This is a genomic window from Candidatus Rokuibacteriota bacterium, assembly GCA_030647435.1.
In the GTDB taxonomy this organism is placed as follows: Bacteria; Methylomirabilota; Methylomirabilia; order Rokubacteriales; family CSP1-6; genus AR37.
This window is the reverse complement of the sequence record JAUSJX010000064.1, coordinates 1-20,838: the sequence shown is the minus strand read 5'-3', so window position 1 is coordinate 20,838 and position 20,838 is coordinate 1. Positions and strand designations below refer to the sequence as shown.

At 69.9% G+C, this 20,838-nt stretch carries 23 protein-coding genes; 21 read left to right on the top strand and 2 right to left on the bottom strand.

From position 1 onward, the window contains the following. The first annotated feature begins 11 nt into the window (after window positions 1-11). The 3 genes from Q7W02_11580 to Q7W02_11570 are packed head-to-tail and all read left to right on the top strand — an operon-like array spanning window position 12 to window position 1,511. Window positions 12-698, top strand: a complete 687-nt coding sequence (locus Q7W02_11580) for an iron-containing redox enzyme family protein (GenBank protein MDO8476805.1) — start codon at window positions 12-14, stop codon at window positions 696-698. 41 nt (window positions 699-739) lie between these two features. After that, window positions 740-1,045 (top strand): Rieske (2Fe-2S) protein, encoded by a 306-nt coding sequence (locus tag Q7W02_11575; protein MDO8476804.1) that lies wholly within the window; start codon window positions 740-742, stop codon window positions 1,043-1,045. A gap of 25 nt (window positions 1,046-1,070) precedes the next feature. Further along, a complete protein-coding gene (locus Q7W02_11570) occupies window positions 1,071-1,511 on the top strand; it encodes a heme-binding protein (GenBank protein ID MDO8476803.1) in 441 nt (146 codons plus the stop codon). On the opposite strand, the gene Q7W02_11565 is transcribed toward Q7W02_11570, so the two are convergent. After that, a complete protein-coding gene (locus tag Q7W02_11565) occupies window positions 1,508-2,953 on the bottom strand; it encodes a type II CAAX endopeptidase family protein (GenBank protein ID MDO8476802.1) in 1,446 nt (481 codons plus the stop codon). The genes Q7W02_11570 and Q7W02_11565 overlap by 4 nt on opposite strands. A 37-nt stretch (window positions 2,954-2,990) precedes the next feature. Beyond that, window positions 2,991-3,344, bottom strand: a complete 354-nt coding sequence (locus Q7W02_11560) for a hypothetical protein (protein ID MDO8476801.1) — start codon at window positions 3,342-3,344, stop codon at window positions 2,991-2,993. A 249-nt stretch (window positions 3,345-3,593) separates the two neighbouring features. Here Q7W02_11560 and Q7W02_11555 point away from each other — a divergent pair, with 249 nt between their 5' ends. From Q7W02_11555 to mraY, 18 genes are all read left to right on the top strand, one after another. Continuing rightward, window positions 3,594-4,145 (top strand): hypothetical protein, encoded by a 552-nt coding sequence (locus tag Q7W02_11555; GenBank protein ID MDO8476800.1) that lies wholly within the window; start codon window positions 3,594-3,596, stop codon window positions 4,143-4,145. Between the two features lie 75 nt (window positions 4,146-4,220). Beyond that, complete coding sequence (locus Q7W02_11550) at window positions 4,221-4,454, top strand: hypothetical protein (protein MDO8476799.1); 234 nt, start codon at window positions 4,221-4,223, stop codon at window positions 4,452-4,454. Beyond that, on the top strand, window positions 4,454-4,888 hold the full coding sequence (locus Q7W02_11545; protein ID MDO8476798.1) for a MucR family transcriptional regulator: 435 nt from the start codon (window positions 4,454-4,456) through the stop codon (window positions 4,886-4,888). Before Q7W02_11550 ends, Q7W02_11545 begins: the two co-directional genes overlap by 1 nt. Continuing rightward, a complete protein-coding gene (locus Q7W02_11540) occupies window positions 4,885-5,226 on the top strand; it encodes a hypothetical protein (protein ID MDO8476797.1) in 342 nt (113 codons plus the stop codon). Before Q7W02_11545 ends, Q7W02_11540 begins: the two co-directional genes overlap by 4 nt. Window positions 5,227-5,427: 201 nt before the next feature. Continuing rightward, a complete protein-coding gene (locus Q7W02_11535; GenBank protein MDO8476796.1) occupies window positions 5,428-7,038 on the top strand; it encodes an ABC transporter substrate-binding protein in 1,611 nt (536 codons plus the stop codon). Between the two features lie 10 nt (window positions 7,039-7,048). Next, window positions 7,049-8,002, top strand: a complete 954-nt coding sequence (locus Q7W02_11530) for an ABC transporter permease (GenBank protein ID MDO8476795.1) — start codon at window positions 7,049-7,051, stop codon at window positions 8,000-8,002. A gap of 61 nt (window positions 8,003-8,063) precedes the next feature. Further along, a complete protein-coding gene (locus Q7W02_11525) occupies window positions 8,064-8,894 on the top strand; it encodes an ABC transporter permease (protein MDO8476794.1) in 831 nt (276 codons plus the stop codon). 27 nt (window positions 8,895-8,921) lie between these two features. Beyond that, window positions 8,922-10,337, top strand: a complete 1,416-nt coding sequence (locus tag Q7W02_11520) for an amidase (protein ID MDO8476793.1) — start codon at window positions 8,922-8,924, stop codon at window positions 10,335-10,337. 69 nt (window positions 10,338-10,406) lie between these two features. After that, the gene (locus Q7W02_11515) at window positions 10,407-11,300 is read left to right on the top strand and encodes a 3-hydroxyacyl-CoA dehydrogenase family protein (GenBank protein ID MDO8476792.1); all 894 of its coding nucleotides are present in this window, start codon (window positions 10,407-10,409) and stop codon (window positions 11,298-11,300) included. Between the two features lie 74 nt (window positions 11,301-11,374). Then, window positions 11,375-11,926, top strand: a complete 552-nt coding sequence (locus Q7W02_11510; protein ID MDO8476791.1) for a hypothetical protein — start codon at window positions 11,375-11,377, stop codon at window positions 11,924-11,926. Between the two features lie 9 nt (window positions 11,927-11,935). After that, window positions 11,936-12,724, top strand: coding sequence for a M48 family metallopeptidase (locus tag Q7W02_11505; GenBank protein MDO8476790.1), 789 nt, complete (start codon window positions 11,936-11,938; stop codon window positions 12,722-12,724). Between the two features lie 212 nt (window positions 12,725-12,936). Next, entirely contained in the window at window positions 12,937-13,377 is a 441-nt protein-coding gene (mraZ, locus tag Q7W02_11500) for a division/cell wall cluster transcriptional repressor MraZ (GenBank protein MDO8476789.1), read from the top strand. A gap of 2 nt (window positions 13,378-13,379) precedes the next feature. Continuing rightward, on the top strand, window positions 13,380-14,285 hold the full coding sequence (rsmH, locus tag Q7W02_11495; protein ID MDO8476788.1) for a 16S rRNA (cytosine(1402)-N(4))-methyltransferase RsmH: 906 nt from the start codon (window positions 13,380-13,382) through the stop codon (window positions 14,283-14,285). Window positions 14,286-14,442: 157 nt separating this feature from the next. Next, complete coding sequence (locus Q7W02_11490; protein MDO8476787.1) at window positions 14,443-14,901, top strand: cell division protein FtsL; 459 nt, start codon at window positions 14,443-14,445, stop codon at window positions 14,899-14,901. Between the two features lie 30 nt (window positions 14,902-14,931). After that, a complete protein-coding gene (locus tag Q7W02_11485; GenBank protein ID MDO8476786.1) occupies window positions 14,932-16,953 on the top strand; it encodes a penicillin-binding transpeptidase domain-containing protein in 2,022 nt (673 codons plus the stop codon). Window positions 16,954-16,964: 11 nt separating this feature from the next. Further along, the gene (locus tag Q7W02_11480) at window positions 16,965-18,476 is read left to right on the top strand and encodes a UDP-N-acetylmuramoyl-L-alanyl-D-glutamate--2,6-diaminopimelate ligase (GenBank protein ID MDO8476785.1); all 1,512 of its coding nucleotides are present in this window, start codon (window positions 16,965-16,967) and stop codon (window positions 18,474-18,476) included. An 8-nt stretch (window positions 18,477-18,484) separates the two neighbouring features. After that, entirely contained in the window at window positions 18,485-19,876 is a 1,392-nt protein-coding gene (murF, locus tag Q7W02_11475; GenBank protein ID MDO8476784.1) for a UDP-N-acetylmuramoyl-tripeptide--D-alanyl-D-alanine ligase, read from the top strand. Next, window positions 19,876-20,838, top strand: a 963-nt coding sequence (mraY, locus tag Q7W02_11470) for a phospho-N-acetylmuramoyl-pentapeptide-transferase (GenBank protein MDO8476783.1), incomplete at its 3' end; no start/stop codon positions are given. The genes murF and mraY, both read left to right, overlap by 1 nt.

Genomic DNA, 20,838 nt, shown 5'->3' with positions numbered 1-20,838 from the left:
AGGAGCACGAGATGAGCGAGACGAAGAGCCCGTTCCGCCAGCGCCTCGAGGCTGCGGTCGCGGCCAAGCACAGCCGCATGAATCCCTTCACGGAGACGTGGGTCAAGGGGGAGCTGACGCGGGCGCAGTTCGGCTCGTGGGCGTCGCAGCACTACCAGTACGTGTCCCAGTTCGCCCGCTGGTGCGCGGCCGTGTACGCCGAGTGCCCAGACTCGGACGCCCGGGACTTCCTGCTCGAGAACATCATCGAAGAAGAATCGGGCGTCAAGCACGTCGACCTGCTGATCCGCTTCGCCGAGGCCTGCGGAGTCAGCCGCAGGGAAGTCGAGACCGCGCAGCAGCTTCCGACGACCCGGGCGCTCACGGCGTGGTGCTACGAGACCTCCCAGCGCCCCTTCCACATCGCCGCGGCGGGGCTCCTCGTCGGCCTGGAGTCGCAGGTGCCAGGCATCTACCAGCGCAGCCTGCCGCCGCTCAAGACCCACTACGGCTTCACCGACCACGAGGTGGAGTTCTTCGCCATCCACATCGAGGCGGACGAGGTCCACGGCGAGCGCGGATACCAGATCGTCGAGGGGCACTCGACCACGCCCGAGAAGCAGGCCGAGGCCGCCGAGCAGGTGCGGCAGGCGACCGAGATGCGCTGGCAGTACATGACCGGCCTCCACCGCGCCTTCGTCCTGAAGGAAGACATGTGACCGCGCGGGGAGAGGCGCAGCGGAACGCGGGCTGAGCGAACATGGAGTACCGCGTGGCCTCCCTCGAGGAGGTCCCGTCGGGCGGCTGCAAGCTGGCGGAGGTCAACGGGACGCGCGTGGTGCCGGCCCGCGTCGGGGAGCGCGTCTACGCCTGCGCCGACACGTGCTCGCACCGCGGCGGCCCGCTCAGCGAGGGCAAGCTCGCCGGGGCCAGGCTGACCTGTCCCTGGCACGGGTGGCTCTACGACGTGCGGACCGGGCAGTGTCTCCTGCCTACCCGGGGCGCGGCGATCGCGACCTACGCCGTGCGGATCGAGGGCGGGGACATATGGGTGGAGGTGCTGTGAACCGGTGTCGCGGGGGGCAGCGCGGATGATCACGGTCAAGCGGCTCACGCTGGAGGACGCGCGCATCATCCTGGAGGCGGCCGAGGCCAAGGCCAAGGAGATCAGCGTCGCCGAGACCGTTTGCGTCTGCGACGACGGCGGGCACCCCATCGCCCTCCATCGGATGACGGGGGCGCGCCTCACCGGGGTCGAGATCGCCATCGCCAAGGCCTTCACCGCGGCCGGCCACCGGCGCGCCACCCACAAATTCAACGCGCCGCCCGGCGGTCCCGCGCTGCCGGGCAACGAGGCCTTCGGCATCCACGCCATGCACCCGGGCAAGTTCGCGATTTTTGTCGGCGGCTTCCCCATCGAGGTGGAGGGCGAGGTGGTCGGCGGCATCGGCGTGAGCGGCGGCACCGGCGAGCAGGACACGCAGGTCGGCGAGGCGGGCATCGCCGCCCTCCTGCGTTCGTTGAAGCGCTAGCTCCTCAGGAGAGTGACGACGCCGACCGTCGCCGCCAGGTTGCCGGCAGCGTGCGCGACGATGCAGGGCCAGAGGGTCCCGGTCCGCTCGTAGGCCAGCGCCCAGAGGATGCCGCTCCAGAAGACCGCGGCGAAGCCAAGCACTCCGTAGCCGTGCGCGACCGCGAAGACGGCCGCAGAGAGCGCCGCTGCCGGCGCGACGCCGAAGTGCCTACGGAGCGCAGGGTAGAGGACGCCGCGGAAGGCCACCTCTTCGCCGAGCGGCGCCCAGAGCGCGCTGCCGATCGTCTCGCGGGCTACGAGCCCCCACGAGCCCCATATGAGGTTTTCCTGGAGCCCGTCGGCCCAGTGCGAGCTGAGGCGCAGGGCGTCGAGCGCCGTTCCGATCAGGCTCTCGCCTGCCAGCTGGAGCCCGACGAGAGCGAGGGAGACCCAGGCGACGGTGACGAGACGATCCCGGCCGGGCAAGAGCCCGAAGGCCGCGGTGAAGGACAGGCCGCGTGAGCGCAGGTACCAGGCGGCGTAGAGAAGGACGGGCGCCACGGACGCCGGGCCCGTGAGGGCGTCGAGCGCGCTGTCGTCGGGAATCATCAGGCCCAAGCCGGCGCCCAGGACGAGAAAGCCGAGCACGCCCCGGATGAACAGCGCGTAGCCCTCCGCGAGCGAGAAGCCGTCCGGCACGCGGGCGTCTGCCACCTTCAGATCTGCATGGGTCAGGAGCATGACGGCCACGGTCGCGAGGCCCGCCACGGCCAGCAGCAGTCCCGCGGCCTCGAGCGCGCGCCAGCGGCGGAGCAGGACCGAACCGCGCGCCGCGATGGCGGACTCGGCCTGCTGGCGCGCGATGGCGTCGCCCGAGCGGCGCGCGAGGCGCGCGACGAGCGCGTCGGCGAACCAGCCCGCGGGAAGCTCGTCGCGCACCTCGGTGATGAGCGCTCGCCCGGTGGCGCGGCTGAGAGACGGTTCGAGGTAGGCGGCCTCGATCCAGTCCCTCCTGCGCGTCGCCGCCGCGTCGTCGTCCTCCCGGTCGTCCAGGGCCGACCGCAGGGCCTCCGTCTGGCGCGTCTCGCCGAGCAGGATCAACCGGGAGAGCTCCACGTCGGGCGACGTCGAGACCTCGGCCAGCTCCTCGTGCCAGCGGATCCAGTCGTCGATGCCCTCGTCCCCTCCGGAGAGCAGGGCGTAGAGGCGGCGCTCCCACGGGGTTGCATGGCGGAGCGCCGCGCGCACGTCCATCTCGCGCTCCGTCAGCCGCTCGAGCGAGTCCTCCGGCCGGTGGAGACGATCGAGCGGCCCGCCGGGCGTCAGCATGAAGAGATAGCCGATGAGTCCTGTCACGAGGGCCGTCGAGAGCCAGGTCGCCCACGGGCGGAAGAAGGGCCGCGGCGGGGCCGCGGAAGGATCGGGAGCGGGCGGGGCGCCGTCGAATTCGGGGCCGGACATGCGGCGGCAGTATAGCACCGCCCCCGCGGGGCCGGAGCTAGAGCACGCGCTTGCGGATGGCGGTGACTGCGACTTCGGCGAAGAGGACGACCGCGAAGACGGCGACGAGACAGAGCTTGGCGCCATAGCGCACGAGCGGGCTGGCGACGATGTTGCGCGCCGCGAGCACGCCGAGCGGGAAAGCGAGAGCGAGGCTCTTCCACTTCGACTTGTTGTTGGGCGCGTCGGCCGTGAGATTCCCGTCCGCATCACGGTAGAGCGGGTCGAGTGTGCGGCGGTTGGCGCAGGGGTCGTCCGTGGCCCACGCCGCGCCCGGAAGCAGGAAGCCGAGCGCGGCGAGCAGCGAGGTCAGTGAGCGAATTCCATTCTCCTTTGCGCACGCTGGTGGCACGGGCCGACTGACGGGTCAACCTGGCGCGGCGCCGGGCCCACCGTCTGCCCTCTCGTCCGCTGCTCAACCTACTGATCAAGTTTTTACCACTCCTTACCACTGACCAGCCTGATCGATCACCACAAGATGTTGATTTGTTTGACGTCTCCCCCTGGCATCGCGCTTGCGAACTGTAGGGGCATGCGAAGCGGCCAAGCTCCGGCAGCATCGGTCATGAGCGGGACGTTCAGGTCCCAGGAGGAGAACGCCATGGGTACCAAAAGATCACAGCGGCTCTTCATCTACGTCGTTCTGGCAGCCGCGACGCTCGCGGCCGCGCTGGAGGTGACAACGGCACGCGGAGGCGATCCGGCGCCGAAGCCGGAGACGCCGTGGTTGGCGCCACTAGAAAACATGGACCAGGCCATCGAGCGGGGCGATCTCACGTCGGCCGAGACGGCGCGGCACGAGGCGTACCGGGCCGCGATCGCGAGCCGGAGGTGGGAGGGATTTCTGGCCGCCGGCGATGCGATCCTCCGTCTCGGCGAGGCGACACAGAACCGCGGGACCGCCGAGCCCGAGGCGCGCCGGCTCTATCTCTCCGCGCTCTTCCGCGCCCGCGGCCAGCAGTCGCTCGACGGCGTTCTCCTCGCCACGGAGGCATTCGCCCGTCTCGGAGACCGCGACGTGGTGGAGAAGGGGCTCCGCATGGCGCGAGACCTGGCAGGCTCGGACCCGGAGGCGCAGGCGCGCGTGCGCCTCGTCGAGGATCCGTCGTCCCGTAGCGCGGCGGCCGGCGGGGACGGCAGGCAGGGGCTCTGAGATGCGCTTCGCCCCGTGGCTCATCACGCTTGGAGCGCAGCCGTGAACCCTCACCACACCGGAAAGGACACCGTCATGATGATGACTCGAGGCCGGATGGTCGTGCTGGGCGGTCTGTCGCTCTACCTCCTCGCGCTGGGCTTCGGCGCCGGCATGGCCTCGGAGCGCATCGGCTTCGATCGGGAGCGGACGGCCGTGCTCCATCGGTACGACGACGCCGTGCGGCAGTGGCACGGGTTCCTCATGGCGGCCGAGCGGCGTGCGGAAGCCCCTGCCGCCGACGGCGCGCAGGCAAAGGTGGTGCGGTGATGGACCGCGCCGAGTGGAGCCCCGTGTCCGCCATGTTCGAGCCTTCCGCCGCGCCGCGGAGCCGGTCGGGCGACTGGCTCGCCATCCTCCGCCGTGACCCGCGCCGAGCGGTGGAGGAGGAGCAGATCGTGTGCCTCATCTGCGGCGCGCGCTTCCGCCAGCTGACCAACACGCACCTGCGCGGACACGCGCTGTCGGCGCTCGAATACAAGGGGCGCTTCGGCTACAACCGCGGGCGGCCGCTCATGTGCCGCGCGCTCTGCCGGCTGTACGCCGAGCGCGCCGTGCGGAGCGGCCTCGCGTCGCGCATCCGCAGCCGGCCCATCGTGGCCGACCCCGAGCTGCGCCGGCGTGGGGGCATGCGGCCCGTGACCCTCGAGGAGCTCCTCACGCGCCGCGACGCGCGTCGTGGGGCCGGGCGAGGCGGGCCATGAACGGCCGCGTGTTGCTCGCGGGGTGGCCCTTCGCCGGACTTCTGGCTCTTGACGCGGGCCACGCCGAGGTCTCGGGCACGGCGCCGGTCCGCGGTCTCATTGTCGAGACCGACAGCCAGGGCGGCATCTTCGTCCTCGACTCGGAGGACGTGACCTGCCCGCTCACGACCGACGCCGCGACGCGTTGTTACGGCGTGGACGGCTATCCCATCGCGCGGGGGGACATCCACGTCGGGGACATTGTCGAGGCGATCCAGGAGAAACACGGAGAGGAGTGGGTCATGACGAAAGTCCGCGTCCTGCGGCTGGCGTCGTCCCCAAGCCTCGGCGCGTGCTAGCCGCGCCCCCCCCGGTCGCCCCTCCGTGCCCTCGCGCGCCTGACGCATCGCGTAACGCAGGCGCAGAAGGGTTGAGCGCGCGCGCCCCTTCGCGGATATTCGCGTGTGGCGCGGGGTCTTCCCGCGACAGACCGAGGAATTCCCGCCCTAAGGACATGAGCCGGCAGGTCGCGGCCGACCGGGGTAAAGGGGAGGAAGACAATGACCCGTTTCCGTGTTGCCGCCGCCGTGTGGCTGGCCTTCGGGGCCGCCGCGCTCGTGACCTCCACGCCCGCCCAGGCCCAGACGCCAAGGCCCGGAGGGCATCTCAACATCATGCTGCGCGAGGACCTGCCCCAGGGCTTCGCCGTCCACGAGACGTCGACGATATCGGTGAGCTTCCCGTCGCTGCCCTGCTTCAGCAACCTCGTCTTCTTCGACCAGCACAAGCGCACGGAAAGCGTAGACACCCTCGTGGGCGAGCTGGCCGAGAAGTGGTCCTGGCAGGACAACTTTAGAAACCTCGTGTTCTTTCTCCGCAAGGACGTCAAGTGGCACGACGGCAAGCCCTTCACCTCGAAGGACGTCAAGTTCACCTTCGACATGGTGCGCGAGGCGCCGGAGGCGCAGGCCAAGCTCCGCATCAACCCGCGCAAGGATTGGTACGCCAACATCGAGGCCATCGAGGCGCCCGATCCTCACACGGTGGTCTTCCGCCTCAAGCGCCCCCAGCCCTCGCTCCTGATCATGTTTGCCTCGGGCTACACGCCCATCTACGCCGCCCACGTGCCGCCCGCGAGCTACCGCACGGGCTGCATCGGCACCGGGCCCTTCAAGGTCAAGGAGTGGCGCAAGGGCGAGTTCGTCGACTACGTCAAGAACACGGACTACTTCGTCAAGGACCGGCCGTACCTCGACAGCCTGCGCTACGTCGTCATCGAGAACCGCGGCACGCGGGTCTCCGCGCTCCAGGCCGGCAAGCTCGACGTCTCGTTCCCCGGGGAGATGACCAAGACCTCCGCGGAGCAGGTCAAGAAGGCCGTGCCGCAGTTGGTCGTCACCACCGTGGGGCAGACGGTCAACGACAACATCATCATGAACGTCAAGAAGCCGCCCTTCGACAACATCAAGGTGCGCCTGGCCGTGAGCTACGCGATCGACCGCCGGGGCCTCATTCAGGCCGTCCACCAGGGCGGCGCCGTCGTGGGCGCGTCGCTGCCGCCCAAGCCGTGGGGCATCTGGGGCATCGCTGAGCAGGGATTGCTGGCGCTCCCGGGCTACGGCAAGCCGGCCGACGAGAAGGTCAAGGCCAGGAAGATCATGGCCGAGCTCGGCTACACGCCCGAGAAGCCGCTCAAAGTCGAGATGGCGACGCGGGCCATCGCCATCTACGTGGACATGGCCTCCTTCGTCATCAACGAGCTCAAGCAGATCGGCATCGACGCGACGCTCAAGCAAATCGAGACGGCGCAGTGGCACGCGACGGCCACGCGCGGCGACTACCAGATCGGCGCCAACCTGACGGGCCTCGGCATCGACGATCCCGACGCCAACTTCTACGAGAACTACGCCTGCGGCTCGCCGCGCAACTACAGCCATTACTGCAGCGAGCAGGTGGGGAGGATGATCGACCAGCAGTCGCAGGAGGTCAACCCGCAGAAGCGGCTCGGGATGGTCGTGGCGCTGCAGAAGAAGCTCGAGGAGGACGCGCCGCGGCCGCTCCTCGACTGGCGGCTCGACTACTTCTCGCACTGGCCGTACGTGCACAACATGATCCCGCACAACGACATCTACAACTTCGGCCGTATGCAGGACGTGTGGCGGGACAAGTAGCGCGCCTGGGGTGAAGAACTATCTCCTCCAGCGCCTGGGCATCGCGGGACTGACGCTCTTCGGGATGTCGGTGGTGATCTTCGTTCTCCTGCGCTTGGCGCCGGGGGACATCGTGGACATCCTCTTCTCGACCGGCGGCTACGTGAATCCTTCGGAGCGTGCCGCCATCGAGAAGGAGCTCGGGCTCGACAAGCCCGTCTGGGCCCAATACCTCGAGTGGATCGGCCACATGGCCACCGGCGACCTCGGCAAGTCCTACCGCTACGACCTGCCGGCCTGGGAGATCATCCGGCCGCTGATCCCCGTCACGATCGAGCTGGCGACGCTGTCCATGATCGTCGCGGTGCTCCTCGGTGTCCCGACGGGCGTCATCAGCGCCGTGCGCCAGGACACGACGCTCGACTACGTGCTGCGCGTGGTGAGCCTGGCGGGGCTCAGCATGCCGTCCTTCTGGCTCGGCATGGTCATCATCCTGACGCTGGTGGCCTGGATCGGGTGGATCCCGCCGATGACCTACGTCCCCCCCACCGAGAACTTCAAGCTCCACGCGATCCAGTTCGCGTTGCCCGCCATGGCGGTCGGCTACCGCTCGTCGGCGCTCATCATGCGCATCACGCGCTCGGCCCTGCTGGAAGTGATGCGAGAAGATTACATCAGGACGGCGCGCGCCAAGGGGCAGGGGGAACGGGTTGTGATCTGGAGCCACGCGCTCAAGAACGCGATCCTGCCCGTCGTGACCATCATCGGCATCGAATTCGCGTTCCTGATCGGCGGGCTCGTGGTCACCGAGACCGTCTTCAACCTGCCGGGCATCGCGCGCTTCCTCGTGCAGGCCATCCTGTGGCGCGACTACCCGATCGTGCAGACCCTCGTCATGTTCATCGCCATGGTCGTGATCTTCTCGAACCTCGCCGTGGACATGCTCTACGGCGTGCTCGACCCGCGGGTGCGCTATGGCAGCTAGCGGGGCGGCCGTGGCCGTCGCCGCGCCCGCAGCGCGACCCTCCCGCGACGGGATGTGGGTGATGCTCCTGCGCTTCTGCCGCAAGAAGCCTCTCGGCGCGGCCGGCGGCGTCATCATGCTGCTGATCGCGTTCGCCGCGATCTTCGCCAACGTGCTGCAGACCCACGATCCCATCGCCACCGACGCCGCCGTCACGCTGGCGCCGCCGAGCGCGGCGCACTGGCTCGGCACCGACCACCTGGGCCGTGACATCTACTCCCGCATCCTCCATGGGGCGCGCGTGTCTCTTTTGGTGGGCCTGGGCTCGACCCTCGTCGCCTCGGTGCTGGGCGGCGTCATCGGGCTCCTGTCGGGCTACGTCGGCGGCAAGACCGACCTCGTGGTCCAGCGCGTCATGGACATCCTCCAGGGGCTGCCGCTCCTCGTCCTGGCGCTCGTCATGGCTGCGGCGCTCGGGCCGTCCATCCCGAACGTGATCCTCGCGATCTCGATCCCGATCATGCCGCGCGCCGCCCGCGTCATCCGGTCGAGCGTGCTCTCGATCCGCGAGTTCCAATACGTGGAAGCCGCGCGCGCGCTGGGCCTCACCCATCTGCGCATCGCCTTCCGGCACATCATGCCCAACACCGTGGGGCCCTTCATCGTGCTGGGCACGGCCCAGCTCGGGAGCGCCATCCTGGTCGAGGCGGCCCTGTCCTTCCTGGGGCTCGGCGTCCCCGAGCCGTACCCCTCGTGGGGGCGGATGCTCTCCGTCTCGGCCGCCGAGTACGCCCAGAAGGCGCCGCACCTCGTGCTGTTCCCGGGCATCGCCATCAGCCTTGCGGTGTTCGGCGCGAATCTCCTGGGTGATGCCCTCCGCGACACCCTGGACCCGCGCCTTCGCGGCGCCTGACCCACGTCTTCGCTGAAGGAGGGAGACATGGCTTCGGATGAGCTGTGCTGGATGCCGGCCTCGGAGATGGCCGCCGCCATCCGGCGGAAGAAGGTCTCGCCGGTGGAGGTGATGAAAGCCGTGCTCGGGCGCATCGAGCGCCTGAACCCGACGCTCAACGCCTTCGTGACGCTGACAGCCGAGCAGGCGATGCGGGCCGCCCGCGCTGCCGAGCGCGCGCTCACGAAGCGGGGCGCCAGGCTCGGGCCGCTGCATGGTGTCCCATTCTCCACCAAGGACCTTGTCGTCACCAAGGGTATCCGGACGACCTTCGGCACGCGGCTCTACGCCGACAACGTGCCGACCGAGACGGCCCCGATGGTGGAGCGGCTGGCGGCGGCAGGCGCGATCCAGCTCGGCAAGACGAACACGCCCACGATGGGCTGGATCGGCGCCACGCACAATCTCCTCTTCGGCGCGACGCGCAACCCGTGGAACCTCGATCGCACCCCGGGCGGCTCGAGCGGGGGCGCCAGCGCCGCCGTCGCGGCCGGCATGGGGCCGCTCGCCATCGGCACGGACGGTGGAGGCTCCATCCGCATTCCGGCGTCGTTCGCCGGCATCTTCGGCCACAAGGCCTCCTTCGGCCGCATCCCCGTCTATCCCGCCAGCGGGGGCTGGAGCCTCTCGCACATCGGGCCGATGACCCGCACGGTGACGGATGCCGCGCTCATGATGAACGTCTGCGCGGGACCCGACCCGCGTGACCAGTTCTCGCTGCCCGCTGCGCCAGTCGACTACGTCAAGGCGCTCAAGGGCGGGATCAAGGGGCTCCGCGTGGCGTGGGTGCCCGACCCGGGCTACGCAAAGCTGGTGGATCCCGAAGTAGCGGCCGTCTGCGCGCGCGCGGCCAAGCGCTTCCGCGAGATGGGCTGCCGCGTCGAGGAGGTCGACCCCCGCTGGCCGTCGCCGCTCCCCGCGTGGAAGGCGATCTTCTGCGGCGGCGTCGCCGCGCGCCTGGCGCCCTACCTGCCTCAACGTCGCGCCGACATCGACCAGGGACTGGCGGCGCTCATCGACGAGACCCTCTCCTGGGGCCCCACGACCTACGTCCAGGCCTGGTTCGACCGGATGGCGTGGTGGGAGCACCCGCGCCGCCTCTTCGAGACCTACGACATCATGCTCACGCCCACGGTGGCCTGCCCCCCCTTCAAGATCGGCCTCGATAATCCAAGCGAGATCGCGGGGCGTCCGGCGGAGCCCTACGAGTGGATTCCGTTCACCTATCCCTTCAACATGACCGGCCAGCCCGCGTGCTCGGTGCCCGCCGGCTTCACCGCCGACAAGCTCCCGGTGGGACTCCAGATCGTCGGCCGTCGCTTCGACGACGCCACCGTCCTTCGAGCCGCGGCGGCCTTCGAAAAGGCGCAGCCCTGGCACCATCTCAAACCCCCAATCGACTGACTCCAAAGACCGACTGACTCCAAAGACCGACTGACTCCGAAGATCAGGAGACTCCGAGGGGGAGACGACATGACCGCTGACGACGTCAAACGCATCCTGGTGGTGGGAGCCGGGCAGATGGGCGCCCAGATCGCGATGCAGTCCGCGCTGCACGGCTACCAGATCACGCTCAACGACCTCAACATGGAGCTCCTGCAGAAGGGCATGGCCGGGAACCGCAAGCAGCTCGAGCGCCGCGTCCAGAAGGGGCAGATGACCAAGGACAAGATGGAAGAGGCCGTCGCCCGCGTCACGCTCGAGCCTGACCTCGAGAAGGCCGCCCGCGACGCGGATTTCGCCATCGAGGCCATCGTGGAGCGGCTCGAGCCCAAGAAGGACTGCTTCGCCAAACTCGACCGTCTCTGCCCGCCCCACACGATCCTCGCGACCAACTCGTCCACGCTCATGAACTCCCAAATCGCGCCCTCGACCAAGCGGCCCGAGAAGTGCGTTAACATGCACTACTTCTACCCGCCGCTGGTCATGAAGCTCGTCGAGGTGGTCAAGGGGCAGTGGACCAGCGAAGAGACCGTGGAGATCACGGCCGAGGTGACCCGGCGGAGCGGCCGGGAGCCGGTGATCCTGCGAAAAGAGCTGCCGGGCTTCCTCGTCAACCGCATTCTCCGCGCCCTGGTGCGCGAGGCCTACTACTGCCTCGAGCAGGGGGTGGCCAGCCACGCCGACATCGACAGAGCGGTAGAGCTCGGTCTCAACCACCCGCTCGGGCCCTTCAAGCTCGGCGACCTCTCGGGGCTCGACATCGGCTACAACGCCCGTCTCGAGACCTTTGCTGTGACCAAGAATGAAGCCGACCGGCCGCCCAAGGAGCTGGAGAAGCGCGTCAAGCGCGGCGACCTCGGGCGCAAGACCGGGCGCGGCTTCTACGACTACTCGACGGACCCGCCCAAGCCGATCCTGGACTGATACGCGTATCGCGCGGAAGACGTCCCCGAACCTGGACATTGACGTCTTGCGGGGTGTGAGACAGCCTGCGCGCCATGCGGGGGCGGCGCGCGCAGACGGGGCATTCGCTGGTCGACGTGCTGGTCGCGACGGCCATCATGGGTCTCGTCATGTCGGCCACTCTGGGCATGCTCCAGTCCGGCCTCGCCGCCTGGGGCTGGGGCGCAGGAAGGGTCGAGGCGCAGCAGGCCATACGCGCGGCCCTCGAGCGCATGGCTCACGAGCTCCGCGAGGCGGGCTATGACCCGACCGGTGCGGGGATCGAGGCCGTCCTCGTGGCCGAGCCCGCCCGGATCGTGTTTCAGCGCGACCTCAACGGCAACGGCCGGATCGACCCCACGCGCGAGCGCGTCACCTACCTGCTGCGCTCGGGAGAAACGACGCTCCGGCGGGACGCGGGAGGAGGCGCCCAGCCCCTGGCCGAGAGCGTGCGGCGCTTCACGCTCTCCTTCCTCGATAAGGACGGCGCGCCCACGGCTGATCCGGCGCGGATCGCTTCGGTCGGGATAGAGATCGAGGCGGGGCGTGCCGGGCCCGAGGCGACCATGGCGACGCTCGTCACCCTGAGAAACGGGCCGATCTGGTAGAGTTCGCCCATGCAGAGCTTCCGGTGGCACCCAGCGCTCGCGATGGCGCTCGTGGCGGCGGGCGTCGTGACGGCCTGCGAGACCGTGCCCTATACGGGCCGCTCGCAGCTCCAGTTCATGTCGCCCCAGCAGGAGAGCGAGTTGAGCGCCCAAGCCTACCAGCAGACCTTGGCCAAGACGAAGCTGTCCTCAGACGCCGCGGCGAGCGAGATGGTAACGCGGGTCGGCAGTCGCATCGCCGCGGTCACGGGCCACCCTGAATACAAGTGGGAATATCGGCTCATCCAGGACGACAAGCAGGTGAATGCCTTCGCCCTGCCCGGGGGCAAGGTGGCCGTCTACACCGGTATCCTGCCCATCACCCGCGACGAGAACGGCCTGGCAGCCGTCCTGGGCCACGAGATCGGCCACGTCATCGCGCGTCATGGCGGAGAGCGGGTCAGCCGGCAGATGCTGGTCAACGTCGGCCTCGAGACGACCATGGCGGCTCTCTCCCGGGGCAATCCCGCCACCGTCCAGGCCGTGGCTTCCCTCCTCGGTGCCGGGGCCACAGTCGGGGTTCTTCTCCCCTGGAACCGGGCCCAGGAGTCGGAAGCCGACCACCTGGGACTCATCCTGATGGCCAAGGCCGGCTATGACCCCCACGCCGCCATGGACCTCTGGGTCCGCATGGCCGCGGCCTCCCCGAAGTCCGGAAAGCCCCCTGAATTCCTCTCCACCCACCCCTCGGAGCCCACACGGATCCAGCAAATCGAGGTCTGGATGCCGGAGGCCATGCAGTACTACCACCCCCGCTGAGGCCCCACTTCTCCAAGATGCGGTAGCCCCGTCAGGGCCGGGCACCACCCGTCGCCCTGCGCTGATGACCCGGATATATCAAAGAAATCGGAGTTTTTTCTTGACACCCCCAAGCCCAGGATTTAGATTAGGCCGCTAAGTGGGATGAAATCCCATGAAGTGGTTTCACTGCTCGGCCCGGGGAGATTCTTTCCCCAACGAGAGGGGAGACGGTGTTTCGGGGACAGTTCAGTCACACGGTAGACCCGAAGGGGCGGCTCAGCATCCCGGCTGATTTCCGGGAAGTGCTGGCCGACGGCTTCGGTGACAAGTTGATGATTGCCCCGAACGGCAATGCGCTCGACGTCTACCCCGAACGGACGTGGAAGGAGCTCGAGAGCAAGGTCAGCGAGCTGCCGCTCCTCGATCCCGACCGGCGCAAGTTCCAGTACCTCTATCTCTCCGGCGGCAAGGCCGTGATGCTCGACCCGCAAGGGCGCATCCAGATCCCGCAGAACTATCGCGAGCGGGCCGGCCTGGTGAAGGACGTCGAGATCGTCAGCATGATGACGTACTTTGAGATCTGGGACAAAGAGCGGTGGGCGCACTTCCAGCGCGACAACGCCGGGCCGCTCGACGATCTCCGCGAGAGACTGGCGTCGAAGGGCGTCTAGGGATGGAGCGGGAGGCGGCCGCGCACCTCCCGGTGCTGGTGGACGAAGTGACGTTCCTCTTGCGCCCCCGACGCGGGGGCTGGGTGGTGGACGGGACGATCGGCATGGGCGGACACGCTGAACGGTTGTTGGAAGCCGGCGGAGAGAGCACCCGGGTGCTCGGGATCGACCGCGACCCCGAAGCGCTCGAGCGCGCGCGCCGCAGGCTCGCGCGCTTTGGCGACCGGGTGCGGCTCCGCCACGGGAGCTTTCGTGACGTGGGCGCGCACGCGGGCAAGGCCGGCGTCAGCCGGGCCGCGGCGATCCTGCTCGACCTCGGCCTGTCCTCCTACCAACTCGACGCCTCGGGGCGGGGATTCAGCTTCCAGAAGGACGAGCCGCTCGACATGCGCTTCGACCCCACTCGCGGCCGCACGGCGGCGGACCTGCTGGCGGACGCAACGGAGGTCGAGTTGGCCCGCATCCTCTTCGAGTACGGCGAGGAGCGCCACGCGCGGCGCATCGCGAAACGAATCGTCGAGCGGCGGCGGCGCTCCCCGCTGACGATCACCGCGGACCTGGTCGAGGCGGTCAAGGCCGGAGTGCCCCGCGCGGCCTGGTCGCGCCGCACGCATGTCGCCACCCGCACCTTCCAGGCGCTCCGCATGGCCGTGAACGAGGAGCCCGAGGCGCTCCTCCAGGCGCTGGACGAGGCGCCGGCTTTGCTCGAGCGGGGCGGCAGGCTGGGCGTCATCTCGTTCCACTCGGGCGAGGACCGCGCGGTCAAGCGCGCCTTCCGAGCGCTCGAAAAGGCGGGCTTCATCGAGCTCGAGCCGTCGCCGGTTACCGCGTCGGACGACGAGATCAGCGGCAACCCGCGGGCCCGGAGCGCCAAGCTCCGTGTGCTCGAGAGGCTGGAGGCGGCCTGATGTTCGAGCCGAGACGCTGCCCGCAGTTCGAGCTGAGCGGTGGCCATGGCCGCCGCGAGGCGAGAGCTGGGTTGATCCCGCAGGCGTGGCGGTTCGAGCCGAAGGGCGAAGCCGTGAGGCGAGGGCTGGGTGAGTCAGCGGGGAGGCGAGGGCTGAGATGAACACGGGTGGCCACGCGATGCCGATCCAGATGTCGCTGGGGCTCAGGGGAGCGTCTACGGCCGACCAGCAGGTGGCGCACTTCCACCGCGACAGCGACCGCCGGCGCCTGCGCGCCATGCTGGCGGGCGTCGCGGCCGCCGGCGTCGTTGTGGCGCTGGTGCTGGGGCTGGTCGGGCTCCGCATGCAGCAGGTGCGCCTGTCCTACCGGCTCGACACCCTGCGCACGACCAAGGCCGGCGCCGAGGAGTTGAACCGCCGGCTGCGCGTCGAGAAGGCGAGCCTCCAATCGCTGGCGCGCATCGAGCTCGAGGCGCGCTCACGGCTCGGCATGGTCGCTCCCACCCGGCAGCAGGTCCAATTGGCGCGCGAGTTTGCGGGCGCCGGCACGGCATCGACGGCGCTCGGAGAGCGCACCGCGGCGGCCGCTGTGCCGGTGCCTGAGAGGGTCCGCTAGCATGAAGCGAGGCGAGGCCGCTCCGCCCCCATGACGGTCCCCCGGAACCCGGGTCTGAGGAGCCGGACGCTGATCGTCGCAGCGTGCGTCGCCTGCGCCTTCCTCGGGATCCTCGGCCGGCTGACGTATCTCCAGGTCGTCAAGCACGACGAATACTCCCGGCTGGCCGAGAGCCAGCACGCCAAGACGGTTGCGCTCCGGCCCAAGCGCGGGCCGATCGTCGACCGCGGGGGCCAGGTGCTGGCGGAGTCCTCCAACGCCGAGTCGCTCTTCGCGCTGCCCCACCGTATCGACGACGCTCAGCGCTTAGCAGGCGAGCTCTCGCCCATCCTGGGCGATCCCGCGGCCGACATCGCCCGCCGCCTCGATCCGGCCAAGCGCTTCGTCTGGGTCAAGCGCAAGCTGTCTCCGCCCGTGGCGCAGGCCGTGCGCGACCTGAACGAGCCGGGGCTGGGATTCCTCCAAGAGAGCCTGCGCCTGTACCCGAGCCGCGAGCTGGGCGCCCACGTCATCGGCTTCGAGGGGCTCGACGGCAAGGGCCTGGGCGGTGTCGAGCAGGCATGGGACGCCCACCTGGCAGGGGCCGAAGGCCGTGCGCTCGTCGAGCGCGACGCCCTCGGCCGCGACGTCAGCGGCGCCCCCGTCATCCTCAAGGCGTCCGTGCCGGGGCAGGGCATCGCGCTCACCATCGACGCCACGCTCCAGTACCTGGCCGAGAAGGAGGTCGAGGCCGCCTGGCGCCGCACGCGCTCCAAGGTGGCGATGGCCGTCATGATGGATCCGCGCACGGGCGAGATCCTGGCTCTCGCGATCCGGCCCACGTTCAATCCGAACGCGTTCGGCGCGGCAACGGACGAGCAGCGGCGCAACCGCGCCCTCACCGACCCGTTCGAGCCGGGCTCGACCTTCAAGGTCATCATGGCCGCGGCCGCGCTCGAGGAAGGCGTCGTGCGCCCGACCGACCGCTTCTACGGCGAGAACGGCAAGATCAAGGTCGCCAGCGCGGTCATCTCCGACTGGAAGCCCTTCGGCTGGCTCACCTTCGCCGAGGTCCTGCAGAACTCCTCCAACGTGGGCTCGATCAAGGCGGGCATGCAGCTCGGCAAGGAGCGCTACTACAAGTACATCACCGGCTTCGGCTTCGGCCAGCCCGCGGGCCTCGGGCTGCCCGGCGAGAGCCGCGGCCAGCTGCGCCCGCCCCCGCAGTGGTCGGCGCTGTCGCTGGCGACGATGTCCATCGGCCAGGAGATCTCGGTGACGGCGGTGCAGATGGTCGCGGCTTTCGCCGCCATCGCCAACGGCGGGCGCCTCATGCAGCCGCAGATCGTGCGCGCGGTGCTCGACGGCCAGGGGCGCGAGGTGCGGGGCTTCGAGCCGAAGGCCGTCCGCCAGGTGATCTCGCCCGAGACCGCCCGCGAGCTCACGACCATCATGACGGCCGCCGTCCGCGAGGGCACGGGACACAACGCCGCCATCCCGGGCTACGAGGTCGCCGGCAAGACCGGCACGGCGCAGAAGATGGACCCGGCGACGCGCCGCTACTCTCACGCGCCGGGCGTGCTGTCCTTCGTGGGCTTCGCCCCGGCCGACGACCCGCGCCTGGCCATGATCGTGCTGCTCGACGAGCCCAAGAACGAGAAGTGGGGCAGCGAGGCCGCGGCGCCAATCTTCGCCGCCATCGGCCTCCAGGCGCTACGCCATATGAACGTCCCGCCGCGGGGCACCAGCCCTGTGCCGATCATGCGCGGCGATGTAGCGGGCGGCGGCGAAACGACGGCTGCGGCGGCACCCCTCAGGTTCGCGAGCCTCGACGACGGGTCGGGCGCCGCTCGTGTTATGCCCGCGCTAGAGGGCCGCTCGCTTCGCGGCGCCATGGCCGCGCTGGCCCCATACGATGTGGCGCTCGAGGTCGAGGGTCGCGGCGTCGTCGTCGCCCAATCTCCCGCGCCGGGGACGCCGATGACGGCCGGCATGACGTGCCGCCTGACATTGACCGGGCCGGCGGGGACCGGGCCGGCGGGGCCGCCGGGGCCGCCGGCCGCGAGTCGATGAGCGGAGACCCTGTGCCCGCCGCGACCCTGCTCGACGCCCTGGCTGACAAGACGGTGCTGGGACCGATCCCCGCCACGGTCAGCGGCGTCGCGTACGACTCGCGCACGGTGAAGCCCGGCGAGCTGTTCGTCGCCGTCCCTGGCCTCAGGCAGAACGGCCGACGCTATGTCGAGGACGCGCTCGCGCGCGGCGCGGCCGCCGTGGTCCTCGAAGGGCCGGACCTGCTCGAGGGCAGGGCGATCGGTCGCGTGCTGGTACCCTGCTCGCGCGAAGCGCTCGCCCGCCTGGCCGACGCCTACTTCGACCATCCCTCGGGCGCGCTGACCGTGATCGGCATCACGGGCACCAATGGCAAGACGACCACGTCCTATCTCGTCGATGCGCTCCTGACCGCCCGCGGGCAGCGGACCGGGCTCATCGGGACCGTCCAGTACCGGGTCGGGGCGGAGGTCATTTCGGCGGGCCTGACGACGCCGGAGGCCGTCGAGCTTCAGTCGCTGCTGCGCCGGATGGTCAACGCGGGAGTCACGGCCGTCGCCATGGAAGTCTCCTCCCATGCGCTCGCGCTCTCGCGCGTGGACGGCATCGACTTCGACATCGCGGTCTTCACCAACCTGACGCAGGACCACCTCGACTTCCACGCGACCATGGACGCGTACCGGGAAGCCAAGCGGCGCCTCTTCGCCCTGCTGGCCGCCGGGCTCAAGTCCGGACGCACCGCCGTGGTGAACGCCGACGACCCCTCGGGGGTCAGCATGGTCGCCGGCCTCCCGCTCCCGACGATCACCTACGGGATACGCGGGCGTGCCGACGTGCGCCCGGCGCGCTGGACCTCCGGCGCCGAGGGCATCCGCATGAGCGTGCGGACGCCGGCCGGCCACCTGGATATCGCCTCGCCGCTCGTGGGCGAGCACAACGTGATGAACCTGCTCGCGGCGGCCGGCGTCGGCGTGGCTCTCGGCATCGCGCCGGACGCCATCGGCCGCGCGCTGGGCTCCGTCGAGTCCGTTCCGGGCCGCTTCGAGCGCGTCGAGGCGGGACAGCCCTTCCTCGTCATCGTGGACTACGCCCACACGCCCGATGCCCTCGAGAGGACGCTCGAGACGGCCCAGAGGCTCCGCGGCCCCGGCGGGCGGCTCGCGGTGGTCTTCGGCTGCGGCGGCGATCGCGACCGCGGCAAGCGACCGCTCATGGGCGCCATCGCCTCGCGCCTCGCCGACCGCGTCTGGATCACCTCCGACAACCCGCGGAGCGAGCGGCCCGAGGCGATCATCGCCGACATCGTCGCGGGCATCCCTGCCACGAGCTCCACCAAGAGCTCCGGCGGTGCGGCGCTCGACCGGCATGAGACAATTCCGGACAGGAAGGCTGCCATCCAGAGCGCGCTTGCCTGGGCCCGCGCCGGCGACGTCGTCGTCATCGCTGGCAAGGGCCACGAGATCTACCAGGTTGTCGGTTCCGAGGTGCTCCCCTTCGACGATCGCGCCCAGGCGCGGGCCGCCCTCGCGGGGAGAACGACATAGGACCGCGCATGCCGGCATTCACCATCGAAGACATCGTCCGCGGCACCCGCGGCGCCCTCCTCGGAGGCGACCTCGGCATCGCCGTGGCCGGCATCTCCATCGACAGCCGGAGCCTGCGCGTCGGTGAGGTGTTCTTCGCCGTCCGCGGCGAGCGTCAGGACGGCCACGCCTTCCTGCGCGACGCCGTCGGGCGTGGCGCCGCCTGCCTCGTGATCCACTCGGTGCCCGACGATCTGCCGCCGGGCGTGCCCGTCGTGCTGGTGGACGAGACGACGAAGGCCCTCGGGCGGCTGGGCGCATGGCACCGCCAGCGGTTCACGATTCCGGTCGCGGCGGTGACGGGCTCGAACGGCAAGACCACGACCAAGGAGATGATGGCGGCGGTGCTGGTCTCGCTCGGGCCCGTGCTCAAGCCCGAGTCGAGCTTCAACAACCAGTGGGGACTGCCGCTCACGCTCGTCAAGCTCACTGCCGAGCACCGCGCGGCCGCGCTCGAGCTCGGCACGAACCGGCCGGGCGAGATCGCCGCGCTCGCCGAGATCGCGCGGCCCACCATCGCCGCCGTCACCACGGTGTCGTCCGCGCACACCGAGTTCCTCGGATCCCTCGACGACGTGCAGCGGGAGAAGAGCGCCCTGGTCCGGGCCATTCCCGCCGACGGCGCCGTTGTGCTGAACGCCGACGATCCCCGCGTCCTTGCCATGGCCGCGGTGAGTCCGGCGCGGGTCTGGACCTTCAGCGCGCGGGACGCGGCGGACATCCGCGCGGCGGGGGAGATCAGCGAGACCCCGGACGGCGTCGGCTTCACCCTCGAGACGTCCGAGGGGCGCCGGGCCGTGCGGCTGCGTTTCGCCGGACGGCACAACGTCACGAACGCGCTCGCGGCGGCCGGCGTGGGCGCCGCGCTCGGCCTGCCGCTCGAGCGGATCGCCCAGGGCCTCGAGGCGGCGCGCCCGGCCAAGGGGCGCTGCGTGTGGCGGCGCTGCGGCGCGCTGCGCATCCTCGACGATACCTACAACGCCAATCCGGTGTCGGTGCGCGCCGCGCTCGACACCCTCGGGGCATCCGGCGGCGGCGCGCGCCGGGTCGTGGTGCTGGGCGACATGCTCGAGCTCGGTCCCATCGCGGAGGCGGAGCACAGGGCGATGGGTCGCGCCGTCGCCGCGTCGGGAGCGGCGGAGTTCGTCGGGCTGGGCCGCGCCGCCAGGCTGGCCGTCGAGGCGGCGCGTGAGGCGGGGCTGGCCGAGAGCCACCACGCCGAGACCTTCGAGGACACCGTGGCGCATCTCCTCAAGCGCCTGGCCCCCGGGGACGCCGTGCTGGTCAAGGGTTCGCGCGGCATGCGCATGGAGCGCGTCGTGGACGCGCTCATCGCCCGCTTCGGGGGGGAGGATGGCTGATGCTCTACGACCTCCTCGTGCCGCTGGCCAGGGACAGCATCGTCTTCAACGTCTTCCGGTACATCACGTTCCGGGCCGCGATGGCGACGGTGACGGCGATCGTGATCTCCTTCGTGCTGGGCCCCTGGCTGATCGGGCGGCTGCGGGCGCTGCAAGACGGCGGCGAGACGATCCGCGAGGACACGCCGGAGCGCCACCGCGAGAAGGCCGGGACGCCCTCGATGGGCGGCTTCATCATCCTGGCGGCGCTGCTCATGTCGACGCTCCTGTGGACCAATCTCCACAACCGCTACGTCTGGGTGCTGATCCTGGCGACATCGGGCTTCGCCCTCATCGGCTTCCTCGACGACTGGAGAAAGCTCCGCACCAGGAAGGGCATCTCCGCCAAGGAGAAGTTCGGCGCGCAGATCCTGCTGGCCGGGTCGCTCATGGCGTGGCTCTATCTGTGGCCGCCCGACGGCTTTTCCACGGCGCTCTCCATCCCCTTCTTCAAGGGGTGGCTGGTGACCCTCGGCTGGCTCTGGGTGCCCTTCGCGCTGCTGGTGATCGTAGGCGCCTCGAACGCGGTCAACCTGACGGACGGCCTCGACGGCTTGGCGATCGGGCCCATCGTGATGGCGGGCGGCGCCTTCGCGATCATCGCGTATCTCTCCGGCAACTTCAGGCTGGCGGAGTACCTGCGGATCCTGAACGTCAAGGGCATCGGCGAGCTGACCATCTTCTGCGCGGCGCTGGTGGGCGCGGCGCTGGGCTTCCTCTGGTTCAACACCTACCCGGCCCAGGTCTTCATGGGAGACGTGGGCTCGTTGGCGCTGGGCGGAGCGATCGGGACGCTCGCCGTGCTGACGAAGTCGGAGCTCCTGCTGCCGCTCATCGGCGGGATCTACGTGGTCGAGGCCGTGTCCGTCATCATCCAGGTCGGCTACTTCAAGGCGACGGGCAAGCGCTTCTTCCGCATGGCG